Raw genomic sequence first — 14,739 nt, forward strand, 5'->3', positions numbered from 1 at the left:
TAGCTTTATTGGAATAGTTTTTCAATTTCAGCAACTTGGCGTTTGCCTTGGCTGTTCAATGGAATTTCGTCGACCACTCGGAATTTTCTCGGGATAGCGATCGGTTCTAGCCAATTGCGCAGTGCCTTGCGAAGCTCAAGCCAAAATTTGCCTTTACCAAGTTCATTAAGCACATCGCTGCCTTGATCGTTAAGTACGATGATCGAGACTAACGTGAGGCGACCAGATTCTTCCATTGGGATCACCACGCTTTCTTGAATCCACGGCAATTGCTCTAAACGTTTTTCCACTTCGACAAGGGAAATACGCTTTTCTTCGACTTTGACGATTCGGTCAGTGCGTCCACGCAATTCAAAAGAAATACTATCATGGAAATAGCATTCATCCGCAGTTTGGTACCAAGTGTTTTCATCAATGTGTGGCGAGCGGAGCTTTAAACAATTTTCATGGTTAAGCTCGGCTTCAACACCAGGGAATAACGTCCAGGGAGTGCTAGCTACGTGCTGCTGACGGTAAGCGATGCCGCCGGTTTCTGTGCTGCCAAACACTTCAATAGGAAGTGACCCAAACAACTCCTGGCTGTGCTGCGCCGCTTGGTTTGGCAAGGGGCCACCAGAAGAAAATACACACCGAATCGCAACCGGATCGTGCTCTTCACTGAGTCGTTTTAGTAACGCAGGGCTGCTTACTAGCGTGGTGTCAGCGTCAGCGTGATGGACAATTTGCTCTGGGAACTCAAGGTTGTGTGCTGAAAATGGACGTGCGGAGCACAAAGGCCACAATACGCGGAACAGCAAGCCGTAAATGTGTTGATGAGAAACGGTGCTTTCAACGCGTGTGCTGGCAATCGTGTCGCCCCATAGGTTATCTAGAATAGCAACTTCGATATCGAGCTGTTTCAGCGTTTTTGCAATGGCTTTTGGTGTGCCGCTTGAACCCGAAGTAAATAGCGTTACTGGTATTTCTGCCAGGTTTAATTCACGCCAAAAATAAGGTTGTTTGGCCTCTGGCTCGCTAATCACGGTGGTTTCTAGCAATGATTGAGCTTCGATCAAAAGCGAGCTCACGAGTTCTGGAGCCGAGACATCGGCATCATGCAGCAACAAATCGTAGTGCTCACTGAGCTCTTTGAGTGCTTCTGGTTGGTAATTACCAGGTAATACAATGGATTTTCCTGCATAACAACAAGCAAAAAAGCCAACGGCAAACAGGTAGCTGTTGCCAAAACACAACGCAATGTTTTGCGTTGGTTGGGTTTCTAGCTGTTGAGTAAGTGTTGCGACGTGCTGTTGGAAATCACCCCACGTGATAACCGTATCGCGATCGTAAGAGACTGGGGATTGCTCAGACCTCTCTGCGATGAACAAGGTCGCAAGGGAGGTAAAGCTCGAATACGTTGTATTCATACGATTAGTGTTCCTTTCGAACAAATTGACGCACGATCCATTCTCCAGCGAACAAGCCACCAGCAAGTAAGTAGCTGATGAGGCCGTTATAAAGCGTCCATATTTTTACTGGTAGGAAACAGGTATAGAGTGCAACGGCAGCGTTGAGCGTAAAAAAGGCGCACCAAACCACCGTCACTTTGCGAGTGTAAGCCACGCCACTAGCCGGAAGGTCGGGTTCTTGCAAGCGAGCAAGCCTCTCTATGATCGATTGCGGCTGTTTTAAGCTCAGTCCAAATACACACAGCATACATAAATTGACAACGACAGGGTAAAACTGAAGCCACCCGTGTTGTTTAAACACCATGCCAAGTGTAATTAGAACAATGCCAACAGCGCCCGTAGCGAGCGCCAAGAATTTAAACTCTTTTAGTGGGGTCTTATTTGCGACGAAAACACGCAAAAGTAACGCAGCAATTAACAAGCCCCCAACTAAGTTCAAGCCATATTTATCTATACCGAAATAGACGGCGAAGGGGTAGGCAAGCAGTACAATTGCAGACAGACCAGTCAGCAATTGGCGCATTAACTTTCCTTCAATAACTCAGTAACAGCGTTAACCACATCGTCAACGGTTCTTACTGCACTAAACTCTGCTGGCTTGATTTTTTTGCCAGTGACATTCTGTAGGTGTACGACCAAATCAACGGCGTCAATGCTATCAAGATCGAGATCTTGGTATAAGTGCGCATCTGATTGAATTTCGGCTGCGTCAATTTCGAACAGCTCAACAAGCGCATCTTTAACTTGTTCAAATACTTGATCTTTATTTACATCAGTCATGAATATACCTACAACTTATTCATTAGTTTGAGAAGAAACGTATTTCGCTAGATTTGCTACAGACGCAAAGTGTTCGCGCGTATTTGAGTCGTCGGCATCAATAACGATGTTGTATTGTTTTTTTATTGCGAGTCCAAGCTCAAGCGCGTCGATAGAATCTAAGCCAAGTCCATCACCAAAAAGTGGTGCATCCGTTTCAATATCATCTACGGTTAAATCTTCAAGGTTTAAAGCATCAATAATAAGTTGCTTAATGTCGTTGTGTAACTGTTCCACTGGGACCTGCTTATTAATAAAAGTTTTCTGGAAAAATGTTTTCAGCTAGGTGCTGTTGTAAGCGTCGCGCCGCTATTGTCGGCGACGTAGTTTGCTTTATAAAGGGGGTAATCTCAACTTTATCCTTAACTTCAACCCTGAAAAAGGGCTTTGTTGCCGGTACTTGATACCATTTTTTCTCTTTTGTGAGGAAACTTGGCGTTACCGTAATATGGACAACTCTTAAATCTCGTTCTGTTCTTACCGCAATTTGTGCTGCACCGCGTTGTAATTTCGGCTCTACACCTGGTGTTGTTCTTGTTCCTTCAGGAAATATAAGCAACACGTTGCCTTTGTTAAATCGTTCATCACAAAGTGCTAATAAATCATCCGGTGCTTCATTGGGAATATATCCGGCTGCTTTTACGATGTGCTTCATAAAAGGATTCGACCATATTGCCGATTTTACTAAACAGTCGCAGCGATTTAATTGTGAAGCAATGAGAACGTAATCGATTAAACTAGGGTGGTTGGCAACAATTAAACAATTACGATCTTGTTGAAGAATATCGGCACCAATAATTTGATAATCGATTGCGCCACTCAACTTCATCAATTTACAAAATGTGTTGAATGAATATCGAATCGCACCCTGAACTTTATATTCGCGTTCCGTTTGGTCTGAAACAAAAATACGAATGGTCGGAATAACAATGAAACTCAGTACTAAACCACCTAACCCAAATACTGAAAAACAAAAGCCTGTTGCTAGCACACGCCAATACTGATTTAAGCGAGTCATTTTTTGTGCCATTCCCAAGCTTGTTGCGGAGCGAAAATAGTCCACTGGCTTTTATCTAACAAGTATTGTTGCAAAAATACTAAACCTTGAGGAAGAGGATGACCGGAACGTTCTGCGTTTATGGAGCTTTGTATCGCGAACTTGTCTCCATGAGAAAGTATTAAGCCAAGTCCAAACCCTTGGTATTGTTGGCTTTCATATTCTAAATAAGAGTCAGGCATAGGCTCATCAAAATCAACAAGCAGTACTTTTTTGTCAGGATTGTCGGACAAAAACAGCCATGCTTCTAATATTGCGCTTTGGAATGTGTTTTCTGCCGCAGCGATAGAAGTTAGGGGAATGGGTTGTTTAGTTGCGATAGTGGCAAGCCCTGCGGCGGTATTGTGCACCGATTGAGAAAAAGCCATCGGAGACGCCTCTTCTCCATTAATTATATCTTCAACTAGTGCGACGCTGCGATGCAGTTCACCATGACGGCTTGAAAATACAAGGTAATCAACTTGATGTTGATTAAGCATTTCGATTGCAGTTTGTACCGCCAGTTTACTGAGTGGGCTCATTCTTCTGCGCATCATCGCAGGAATATTTGCAACATTGATTTTGCCATCTTCTGGCCATTTTATCTCTGTTGCCCATTGTTTCCATTCATTGGATTCGGATAAACCGAATGAATTCGCTGTCCACGCATCAATATTGAACGAAATGTTGATCTTCGAGTTTGGCATATTGGGTTAAATTGTTTATTTTACAGCTCGATACAAATTGGGGTTGACCCAAATTCACAATAAAAAGGAAATTATCATGTCGCGTTTTAAGCTGTATGTCTCGTTATTATTAACTTTGCTTCTTGTTGGTTGTGGACGAGTACAACCTGTAATGAATGTGGAGGATACTCCAGTTGCTTATGATCTTCAAAATAAACAAGTAAAAATGGCCATAGTGCAATCAGCAACTAACCGAGGCTGGACGATCGAAGAAGTAAGCCCTGGTGTTCTTATTGCAAAAATCCACGTTCGTAAACACTCTGCAGAAGTAAAAATCCCATACAATAATAAATATTACTCAATTATTTATCTCAACTCAGTAAATCTCAAAGCAAGTGATGGCAAAATCCACCGCAATTACAATCGTTGGGTAAACAACTTGAATGTTGATATTCAGCGAGCTATTGCATTGTTGGGCAATCAATCTCAACAATAAAACTATTAATTGCAGTTAGGTTTTTCCGTGTTAAATCAAAATAATGACCCTTTTAATGCTTTTGAAGCGAAGACAGAAGCTCAGAAGTTATCTTTTGCACCAATCGTGTTCCAGACCGCCAAAACGCTTCGAGATTTAGGTATTTTAGCCGCTTTAGACAGCGCTGGCGCACAAGGCATGAGTGCCACAGATATTGCCGAGAAAACGGGAGTATCAGAATATGGTGTTAAAGTACTGTTGGATATGGCGATTAGTGCGCATATTGTTTTATGGGAACGACCTAACTATTCGCTTGCAAACCTTGGTTTTTACCTTCTTCATGATGGTATGACGAATGCAAACATGGATTTTACGGCAGATGTTTGTTACGCCGCGATGATGCATTTGACGGAAGCAATTCAAGAAGGTAAACCGTCAGGTTTGAAAGAGTTGGGCAATTGGGAGACCATTTATCAAGGTCTATCGACGTTACCAGAACAAGCCAAACAGAGCTGGTTTAAGTTCGATCATTTCTATTCGGATCGCTCGTTCCCACTTCTGCTTAAAGAGGTATTTGCAAGGAAGCCAAAGCATCTTGTGGATATTGGCGGAAATACGGGAAAATGGGCGATTCAGTGTTGTAAACATGACCCTGACGTTCAAGTGACGATTGTTGATTTACCGCAGCAATTAGAAGTAGCGATGAAGAATGTTTCAGAAAACCAGTTCGTCGAGCGTGTACGTCCATACCCTGCAAACATGCTTGATAAAGCACAAACATTGCCTGAGCATGCTGACGTATGGTGGATGAGCCAGTTCTTGGATTGCTTTTCCCCAATTGAGATCCTCAATATCCTTAAAAAAGTTAAAGCCCAGTTAACGAAGGGAGATACTATTTACGTATTGGAGCTGTTTTGGGATGCTCAAAAATACGCGGGAGCTTCCTATAGCCTTAATGCCACTTCTCTTTATTTTACCTGTTTAGCTAACGGTAATAGTCGCTTTTATCGCAGTGATGATTTCTTAGAAATTGTCGAAGCGGCAGGTTTATCTGTCGTTGAAAGAACCGACAATATTGGCCTTGGTCATACCTTATTAAAACTACAAGCAAACTAAATTCAGAATGAAAACAGAGCTCAAGCAAGTTGTTGTCGTAGGAGCGGGGCCATCAGGTTCAACCGTTTCTGCCTTATTAAAATCGCGTGGCATAGATGTTGTTGTCTTAGAAAAAGCGACTTTTCCACGTTTTTCCATAGGAGAAAGCCTACTCCCTGCATGTATGGAAGTTGTTGAACAAGCAGGAATGACTCATGCAGTAAAGCAGTTTGGTTTCCAGTATAAAGATGGTGCTGCATTTCGTCGTAATGGCGTATACACCCAGTTCGACTTTACAAACAAATACACACCAGGACCGGGCACGACGTTTCAGGTTCAACGTGCCAACTTTGATAAAGTATTGGCAGATAGCGCTGAAGAGCAAGGCGTAGAGATTCGTTATCAGCATGAGCTGCTCAACCTAGTGTTTGAAGGGAAAAAGTCTCGATTAGAAGTGCTCGACTCAAATAAGAAGGCTTATCAAATCGAAGCAGATTTTGTGCTGGATGCAAGTGGCTTTGGGCGTGTTTTGCCACGCTTGTTGGAGCTAGAAGAACCTTCTTGTCTTCCGCCTAGAAAAGCGATCTTTACCCATATCGAAGATCATATCTCTCCCCAAGAGCCGGAATACGATCGCAACAAAATTTTAATTTCAGTACATCCTGAAAATCACGACGTATGGTACTGGCTAATCCCATTCTCTAATGGTACCTGTTCGTTTGGTGTGGTGGGTGAGCCAGAATTTTTCGAACAATACCCAGAAGATAAGATTGCAGCGTTGCAGCAGTTAGCCAATGAAGAGCCGGGTTTGGCTGCTTTATTGCGAAACGCGAATTACCCGAATCCAGCAGGCGAGTTGGGTGGCTATTCTGCTAACGTCAAACGTTTAGCGACAGAGCACTACGCGTTGCTTGGTAATGCTGGTGAGTTTCTTGATCCTGTATTTTCATCGGGTGTCACTATCGCCATGAAATCGGCAGAGTTTGCAGCGGACTGCGTGGTTCGTCAGCTGAATGGTGAAAAGGTTGATTGGCAAGAAGAGTACTCGCAACGCTTAATGGTGGGAGTGAACACATTCCGCACTTATGTGGAAGGCTGGTACAACGGCACGTTGCAAGATGTGATTTTCTATCAAAACCCGAACCCACGTATTAAACAGATGATTAGTGCGATTTTGGCTGGATATGCTTGGGATACGAATAATCCTTACGTAAAACAAAGTGAGCAGCGTTTGTCGACGCTTGCAGAACTGGTTCGGGAAGCTGAACTGTAAGAATATACATTCGCTTATCCGAGAATCAGTAAGCCCAGGTCTTACCAAAAAATTGGTAAGACCTTTTTAATGCCTCTTTACTTTTACTTCTAGCGTGTTGGAGACACATTGACCACTTACATCGGTGTGTATCGAATTTGAGAATTTTTATGGTGACATTGATCACATCTAGAATTCCTGTTGCTGATATTTATATTAAATTTGTAGGAAATGGATTACATTCTGGGAGTGTTCCCTACATCCGGCTTCGTTGTGAAAACGGTTTATAAGCAACTGTATAAGTTAGTAAAGTTCCAAAAACTACATCAAAAAAAAGACAAGTTTCTTACCAAATCAATTCGCTTGGTGAGTTCGAGCCATCGACTACGCCAAACGCTTCCTCTACTTTCTAAAATTGTCGAAGAACATGACGCATCAACGGTCTCTTCGATTGCAGATCCCGAGAACGCGGTCGCGTGGGGAGGTAAAGTTTCTCCAGAGTTCAAATCTAAAGTCATCCGTATTAGTAAAGAGCTAAAGATCAATCCTAATCATCTTATGGCGTGCATGGCATTTGAAACTGCTGAAACTTTCAGTCCAAGCATCAAAAATGGTTCCGGAAGCGGGGCTACAGGGTTAATTCAATTTATGCCCTCTACCGCAGAATCATTAGGAGTGAACACAAAGACTCTTGCGAGAATGAGCGCGCTTGAACAACTTGACTATGTGAAAGCGTACTATTGGCCCTATCGAAATAAAATTAATAGCTTAGAAGATGCTTACATGGCCATTCTCTACCCTGCTGCGATTGGTAAACCGCCGTCTTTCGTTTTGTTCAGACAAGGCTCAATTGCCTATCGACAGAATGCAGGTATCGATCGCCACAACACGGGGAAAATCACGCTTAATGATGTTTCCTACAAAGTGAGGAAAAAATTAGAAAAAGGTTTGCAGCCCAATTTCATGGGCTAAGATTGTGTCATGTTCCTAGTTTTTCGCGCATGAATCCTTCTGTTACTTCACGGGGATTCTGATACACTACGCGCCCATTTCCTCTGTTGAGACCTTTCTATGCCATTTTCTAAGCTTGGTTTAAGCGCATCGATTGCTGATGCAGTAAAAGCGCTAGGTTATGAAAAACCCACTTCTATCCAACAAAAAGCCATTCCAATCGTATTGCGTGGCCGCAATTTAATTGCAGCAGCGCAAACGGGCACAGGTAAAACGGCCAGTTTTGTTCTGCCAATCTTAGAAAAGCTTAGTCGAGGCGAAACGCAACGTAAAAAACGCGCTCGTGCGATTATCCTAACGCCAACACGCGAACTTGCGCTTCAGGTTCATCAAAGTATTGAAGCTTATGGTAAAAACTTACCATTACGCTCAATGGCGATGTTTGGTGGTGTGGATTATGCACCACAAAAACAAGCCTTGATCGAGGGGGTCGATATTGTGGTAAGCACGCCTGGGCGCTTGATTGATCTGTACGGTCAACGCGCGATTCACTTTGATGAAGTGGAAATGCTAGTGCTTGATGAAGCCGACAAAATGTTGGATATGGGATTCATCGATGCGATCGACAAAATCGTCGACTGTATGCCAGAACATGTGCAAAGTTTGCTGTTCTCAGCGACGTTATCTAACCCTGTTCGTGACTTGGCGAAAAATGCGATTATTGATCCTGAAGAGATCACGATTGCAAAGCACAGTGCCTCAAAATCAAATATTAAACAGTGGATCACGACCGTCGATAAAGACATGAAGTCGTCGCTGTTAAGTCACTTGCTTAAAGAAAATGACTGGTCGCAAGTACTGGTATTTATTGAAACTAAACACGGTGCAGCCAAACTGGTAAGCCAACTTGAGAAACGTGGCATTGTGGCAGAAGCATTCCACAGTGGCCGTAATCAGCGTGTTCGCCAGGAATTAATAGAAAAGTTTAAAGCGGGTGAAATCCAGTACTTAGTCGCAACCGGCGTTGCTGCGCGCGGTATTGATATTGATAATCTGCCAGTTGTCATCAACTACGATTTACCTTACCCAGCGGATGAGTATGTACATCGTATTGGTCGTACAGGTCGTGCTGGCGCGAAAGGTGAGGCGATATCACTGGTTTCAAAAGACGACTTTAAGAACCTCTGCATGATTGAAAGTCGTTTAGGGCACTTGCTAGAGCGAGTGGAAATTGAAGGTTTTGCGCCAAGAAAGCCAGTACCAGTTTCAATTTTAAATTACGTGCCTAAGAATAAACGTAAACCGCACGATAAGCGCGAATCAAAATAGCCAGTTTATCCCATGATCTAAAAGCCGCATTCTTGCGGCTTTTTGCGTTTTTAGGCATCCAATTATGTAGCCATCGCGACGGTTTCTATTCGGTAATGAGGAAAAAAGTTAATCAGTGTCATACGCTTAACACGTAAAGTGAATCAAGGTGCGTTAAGCTTTTGTCAATTATCTGTCCGCAGGTTTGCACAAGGTAAGGAATGGGCGCAAACTTTTTTGCTTGCTAATGAATGCATAAGATGGGGCACAAATGAAAACAGGTGATAAGCAATTCGCCGTTATTGGTCTTGGCCGATTTGGTTTGGCAGTGTGTAAAGAGTTACAAGATTCAGGCGCTCAAGTTTTAGCCGTTGACATCAACGAAGACAGAGTTAAAGAAGCCGCCAGTTTTGTTAGTCAGGCGGTTGTGGCTAACTGTACTCACGAAGAGACGGTTGCTGAGCTCAAACTTGATGATTACGACATGGTGATGATTGCCATCGGAGCGGATGTCAATGCCAGTATTCTTGCGACATTGATTGCTAAAGAGGCGGGAGTAAAGTCAGTATGGGTTAAAGCCAACGACCGCTTCCAAGCTCGTGTTCTGCAAAAAATTGGCGCAGACCACATTATCATGCCTGAGCGTGACATGGGGATACGTGTCGCGCGTAAAATGCTCGATAAACGGGTTCTTGAGTTCCACCCATTAGGCAGTGGCTTAGCTATGACGGAGTTTGTGATTGGCTCTCGTTGGATGGGTAAGACACTAAGTGATTTGGCTCTGTGCAAAGTCGATGGCGTGCAAGTGCTAGGGTTTAAACGGGGCCCAGAAATTACCAAGGCACCTGACCTTAATACCACACTAGAAATTGGTGACCTAATTATTGTGGTCGGCCCTCAAGATGCGCTCGCAAATAAATTAAAATCGCTATGACGTATTTTCATCAGAAAGGTGTTTTTTACGCACCAGATGGTAAACAAGAGAAAGCGAAAGGCAACGAACCGCGAATTATATTGCTCAGTTTTCTCGGTGTTTTACTGCCTTCTGCGGTATTGCTAACCTTGCCAGTTTTTTCTGTTACGGGCCTGTCGATAACGGATGCTTTGTTTACCGCAACGTCCGCTATTAGTGTGACAGGGCTTGGTGTTGTCGATACTGGGCAACACTTTACGCTTGCGGGTAAAATCTTGCTGATGTTTTTAATGCAAATCGGCGGGTTGGGGCAGATGACGTTGTCGGCGGTCTTACTCTATATGTTCGGCGTGCGTTTGAGTTTGCGTCAACAAGCGCTGGCGAAAGAAGCATTAGGGCAAGATCGGCAAGTCAATCTAAACCGACTAGTAAAGCGGATTGTTGTTTTCGCGCTTGTTGCAGAAACGGTCGGGTTTATTTTTCTCTCTATCCGCTGGGTCCCTGAAATGGGCTGGAAGACTGGTATGTTTTACGCCTTGTTTCATGCAATTTCTGCATTTAACAACGCTGGGTTCGCGCTGTTTTCTGACAGTATGATGAGCTTTGTGAATGATCCGTTGGTTATCTTTACACTGGCGGGGCTATTCATTTTTGGCGGGCTTGGTTTTACTGTTGTGGGTGACATCTGGCTAAACTGGCGCAAAGGTTTCCACTTTTTGCATCTTCACACCAAAATCATGCTGATTGCGACACCGATATTGCTCTTAGTCGGAACGATGATGTTTTGGTTACTTGAGCGAAGCAACCCAAACACAATGGCGTCTTTACCTGCAACAGGGCAATGGTTGGCGGCATTCTTTCAATCTGCGAGTGCTCGAACGGCAGGGTTTAATAGTGTTGACTTGGCGTTGTTTACCCAGCCAGCCTTACTGGTCATGATTGTTCTGATGTTAATTGGAGCGGGTTCCACCTCAACGGGGGGCGGTATTAAAGTTTCCACATTTGCTGTTGCGTTTATGGCTACGTGGACCTTTTTACGCCAAAAGAAACATGTGGTTATGTTTAAGCGAACCATAAATTGGCAAACTGTGACTAAGTCATTGGCAATTATCGTTGTGAGCGGAGCCATCCTGACAAGCGCAATGTTTTTATTGATGCTTACCGAGAAGGCCAGCTTTGATAAGGTTATGTTTGAAACCATTTCCGCATTTGCCACAGTGGGGCTCACCGCCGGTTTGACTGCGGAACTTTCTGAACCTGGTAAATACATTATGATCGTGGTGATGATCATTGGTCGTATTGGGCCGCTCACGCTTGCCTACATGTTGGCACGTCCTGAACCTACCTTGGTCAAATACCCAGAAGACGCCGTTCTTACAGGTTAATATAGCGTTAAACAATGGCCGCGCGACCATTACGAGCATTGATTAATAGCAGTGCTCGTACATTTATAGAATATGTGGAATGTTGCCCAGTTTTACCTACAAATTCGTAGAAGTTCATTTCTTCTTCCTTTCGTTTCGATACTATTCATTCACTCAATTTATATTCTCAGAAGCTACGCTCATAACAGCGTTTTGGAATCCGACGCTTTTGTAGTGTGACACCAAACTACGTCGTGTTATCTGAGCGAATTGATACCAGCCTTCGTCAATAGTCACTCAGTCTTACTCTATGCCCATAGGGTTACTTTGTGCTTGGTATTAATTAACGAATCGAAAAGATGGAGTCGTACTTTGAAATTCAACACACTCGCCATGGCTATGCTAACTGCGCTTCTTGCAGGGAAGAGCATGGCAACTACTCCGCCATCACCGGTTTGGCATACTATTGCGTTGAGCGATGGTAGTTCCAGTGAGGCAATTCTACGTGGAACGGCAGATTTCCACTGGTTTGAAGATAAGCAGGGCAATGCCTTACTTCAGGAAGACGGCGTTTGGTTTTTCGCGCGGATTCAGCGCGAGTCAGACACGCCAATATTGATCTCGACAGGTGTGGTGAAAACGCAGTCGAGTGAGCCACCTGAGTCGGCGAGGTTTCGCCCGGATTTACAAGTTAAACCGCAATTATCTTCTCTAAAAACCATTGAACCGATGGCACGAAAAAACCTACTGCGTTCGGCGCAAGGTTACCAGGCGATGAGCAGTTCAACGGTGAAGCAGCAGCCCCTATTGGTTGTGCAAGTTTCGTTTGATGACCAAGCAATGGTGCACGATTTTGAGCAACGCGTATTTAATACCAATGGTCAAAGCGTTGTGGATTACTTTGATAAAAACTCTCAAGGTAAATTCAAAGTTGTTCCTGCACTTGAGAGTTACGGCACCGCCAATGACGGTGTGATAGATGTGACTGTGGCACAAAGCCACCCTAACTGTCACTCTAGTTCTACTGATAAGACATGCACCGCCAAGTTGAATGCGGTTTTCACCGAGGCTTATCAAAAACTGGATCCATACTTTAATCTTTCGGCCTACGACAGCAATCAAAATGGTACCGTAGAACCGTCAGAACTCTCTGTCATGTTTATTTTTGCGGGGGGCGATCGTTCAACAGGGGTTCTCAACCGTCCTGCTATTTGGCCGCACAAATTCTCTCACGATGATGTCACACTAGATGGTAAAAAGATCACAGACTATTGTGTGTTCGCTGACTATCAAGTTGATCATCAAGCGACCTTGGGCGTGATCGTACACGAGCTTGGCCACTTAATGCTTGGCTTACCGGATTTGTACGCAAGGAACAGTGATGCCTCGATCGGCTCTTGGGGCGTGATGGGTGGCGGTTCATGGGCGCAGAAACCGGGAGATTCATACGCTGGTGACACTCCGGTGAACATGAGTGCATGGAGCAAACACGCTGCTGGTTTTGTTGTACCAACGGTAACTCATGAAAGTCCAGCGCCTATTTCTGTGAACAACGACGATGTCAAGCTGGTGTATCTCGACCCGTACTTGAAAGAGTTTGGCCCACGTGTTTACTTGGAAAATCGCACCTTTAGCGGTTACGACCGAGCATTGGCGGCTGAAGGTATCCTGGCGACGTCGGTCAATGTCCAGAACCGCTTTAATGATGTTGGTGCGATGCAGGTTCAAATCATGCAGGCTGATGGTCTGAATGAGTTAGAAAATGATGGTAGGAGTGACGCTGACGATTTGTACCCTAATGGTGGCGATGTCATTTCAGATACATCGACCCCGGGTCTGAGAGCGATCACAGGGTTTGATACTGGGGTTCGTATTTCCAACATTGCCAGCAACACCAACGGCGGTAGCTTTTCTCTTGAGCATACAAACGAACCAAATAAATCAGCATGGCTGAACTCTCTTCACCAAGGTTATGTGTACGCGAGTGGGAGTAACACTCTGGCGGTGTCACTGGACTTGAATAGTGATACAGAGCTTGATGGTCTTCAACTTTACGCGCAAAGAGATAGCGCTCAAAGTGACATGACTTATCGAGTTTGGCGATTCCCATTTTCTGGAAACATTGGCTATCGATTAATATTGAATCAAAACAACGCTGAGCTTTTACAGCAAGGTAACTTCCAAAAGTCATCTCGAATTTTATTCCCCCAATCAAGCCAATTGAGTGCGGGTCAGCACTTATTGGTCGTTGAATTGGAAGGCGGTCAATTTGATGCAAACTTTGACTTCGGCCGCTTGCTAAAAACTGAAAAAGCCTCCCTACCTGTAATGTGGACTGGTGATTACAGTGAGATTGGCACGTTTGGTCTAGAAAAAGCCGGGTTCTCTTATATTCCGTTTGCAGCATTATTAAATGTGGATGCGAGCAACTTGGTTGAAGCGAAATCTGATTCGTTACAAACCAATAAAAATACGCCAATCAAACTGAACCTGATGGACAATGATTTCATGGCGGTAGGGTATCAGTTCAATGTGGACATTGTGCAGAAGCCTGAGCACGGCACCATCTCTGGCAACCAGTACCAACCTGAAGCTAACTTCGTTGGTCTGGACACTTTCCAATATCGTTTGTTGTCGGTTGATGGTGCGTACTCATCTTCAATCGTGAATGTGCAGGTGGAAGTGCTTGGCAGCAACGAAGCGCCAGTGGCCGTGATTGATGTTGATAATAAAGACATGACGGTTGGGCAGCGAGTCACGTTGTCTGCGTTAAATAGTACGGATGCTGATGGTGATGTGTTGAGTTATAAATGGGAGCAGTTGGCTGGCACTTTAGTTTCTCTTGGCAATGCAACCAGTGTTAGCACAAGCTTTACGGTGCCTCAAGGTGCAAAAGCGGGTGAGGTTCTGACATTCCGTTTAACCGTGACTGATCCTAGTAATGAAACGTCCAGTGCTACCGTCGATTTAACCATGAAAAACGCAGCGCCACTTACGCTTGCAGATACGGCGACCGTTGCCGTTGGTGAAAGTATTCTGATTGATGCAGCGAGCAATGATTCGGATGTGAACGGCGATAAACTGGTTGTAGAAAGCGTACAGAACGTAACGGGTGTGGGAAGTGCGAGTGTAGAGAATGGTAAAATCCGTTTTCAAGCACCGGATAGCCCTACTGACGGCATCAAGCTGCAATATACGGTTTCAGATGGTCATGGTGCCACTGCTACGGGGGAAGTTATCGTGACGGTTGTTGCTTCTTTGAAGACAACGACATTCAAGAACTCTGAAGGTAGCGGCAGTGTTTCTTATTGGGCTTTGATGTTGCTTGCAACATTAGGCTGGCGACGTCGCGTCTAAAACGGTATTAATTGCGGTATAAGCCACTCACATTG

14 protein-coding genes are annotated in these 14,739 nt (G+C 44.4%); 8 read left to right on the top strand and 6 right to left on the bottom strand.

What is annotated here, in order from left to right; all coding sequences use genetic code 11:
* Positions 1–5 precede the first annotated feature (5 nt).
* From R7F64_RS15835 to R7F64_RS15860, 6 genes are read right to left on the bottom strand one after another with little or no spacing between them, the layout of a single operon-like run.
* Entirely contained in the window at positions 6–1,406 is a 1,401-nt protein-coding gene (locus R7F64_RS15835; protein ID WP_017819932.1) for an AMP-binding protein, read from the bottom strand.
* A gap of 4 nt (positions 1,407–1,410) precedes the next feature.
* Complete coding sequence (locus tag R7F64_RS15840) at positions 1,411–1,971, bottom strand: hypothetical protein (protein WP_017819931.1); 561 nt, start codon at positions 1,969–1,971, stop codon at positions 1,411–1,413.
* Positions 1,971–2,228 (bottom strand): acyl carrier protein, encoded by a 258-nt coding sequence (locus tag R7F64_RS15845; RefSeq protein WP_086046591.1) that lies wholly within the window; start codon positions 2,226–2,228, stop codon positions 1,971–1,973. The genes R7F64_RS15840 and R7F64_RS15845 overlap by 1 nt, the downstream gene beginning before the upstream one ends.
* 15 nt (positions 2,229–2,243) lie before the next feature.
* Positions 2,244–2,504, bottom strand: coding sequence for a phosphopantetheine-binding protein (locus tag R7F64_RS15850; protein ID WP_005382278.1), 261 nt, complete (start codon positions 2,502–2,504; stop codon positions 2,244–2,246).
* A gap of 13 nt (positions 2,505–2,517) precedes the next feature.
* Complete coding sequence (locus R7F64_RS15855; RefSeq protein WP_005388305.1) at positions 2,518–3,285, bottom strand: lysophospholipid acyltransferase family protein; 768 nt, start codon at positions 3,283–3,285, stop codon at positions 2,518–2,520.
* Positions 3,282–4,010, bottom strand: coding sequence for a beta-ketoacyl synthase chain length factor (locus tag R7F64_RS15860; protein WP_017634792.1), 729 nt, complete (start codon positions 4,008–4,010; stop codon positions 3,282–3,284). Before R7F64_RS15860 ends, R7F64_RS15855 begins: the two co-directional genes overlap by 4 nt.
* A 76-nt stretch (positions 4,011–4,086) precedes the next feature.
* Here R7F64_RS15860 and R7F64_RS15865 point away from each other — a divergent pair, with 76 nt between their 5' ends.
* The 8 genes from R7F64_RS15865 (at position 4,087) to R7F64_RS15900 (ending at position 14,704) form a co-directional block, all read left to right on the top strand.
* On the top strand, positions 4,087–4,485 hold the full coding sequence (locus R7F64_RS15865; protein WP_005382272.1) for a hypothetical protein: 399 nt from the start codon (positions 4,087–4,089) through the stop codon (positions 4,483–4,485).
* A 27-nt stretch (positions 4,486–4,512) separates the two neighbouring features.
* Entirely contained in the window at positions 4,513–5,580 is a 1,068-nt protein-coding gene (locus tag R7F64_RS15870; protein WP_017634791.1) for a class I SAM-dependent methyltransferase, read from the top strand.
* A 7-nt stretch (positions 5,581–5,587) separates the two neighbouring features.
* The gene (locus R7F64_RS15875; protein ID WP_171344878.1) at positions 5,588–6,832 is read left to right on the top strand and encodes an NAD(P)/FAD-dependent oxidoreductase; all 1,245 of its coding nucleotides are present in this window, start codon (positions 5,588–5,590) and stop codon (positions 6,830–6,832) included.
* 210 nt (positions 6,833–7,042) lie between these two features.
* On the top strand, positions 7,043–7,783 hold the full coding sequence (locus R7F64_RS15880; protein WP_081008346.1) for a transglycosylase SLT domain-containing protein: 741 nt from the start codon (positions 7,043–7,045) through the stop codon (positions 7,781–7,783).
* A 99-nt stretch (positions 7,784–7,882) separates the two neighbouring features.
* Entirely contained in the window at positions 7,883–9,091 is a 1,209-nt protein-coding gene (locus tag R7F64_RS15885; protein ID WP_053303272.1) for a DEAD/DEAH box helicase, read from the top strand.
* A 250-nt stretch (positions 9,092–9,341) separates the two neighbouring features.
* Positions 9,342–10,004 (top strand): potassium channel family protein, encoded by a 663-nt coding sequence (locus R7F64_RS15890; RefSeq protein WP_005388291.1) that lies wholly within the window; start codon positions 9,342–9,344, stop codon positions 10,002–10,004.
* Positions 10,001–11,368 carry a TrkH family potassium uptake protein gene (locus tag R7F64_RS15895; protein ID WP_262652546.1) on the top strand — a complete coding sequence of 456 codons (1,368 nt, stop codon included), beginning with the start codon at positions 10,001–10,003 and terminating at the stop codon, positions 11,366–11,368. The genes R7F64_RS15890 and R7F64_RS15895 overlap by 4 nt, the downstream gene beginning before the upstream one ends.
* A gap of 351 nt (positions 11,369–11,719) precedes the next feature.
* Entirely contained in the window at positions 11,720–14,704 is a 2,985-nt protein-coding gene (locus R7F64_RS15900; RefSeq protein WP_213898774.1) for a M6 family metalloprotease domain-containing protein, read from the top strand.
* The last annotated feature ends 35 nt before the right edge of the window (positions 14,705–14,739 follow it).

It is taken from the genome of Vibrio sp. Vb1980 (assembly GCF_033338615.1).
GTDB lineage: Bacteria > Pseudomonadota > Gammaproteobacteria > Enterobacterales > Vibrionaceae > Vibrio > Vibrio alginolyticus.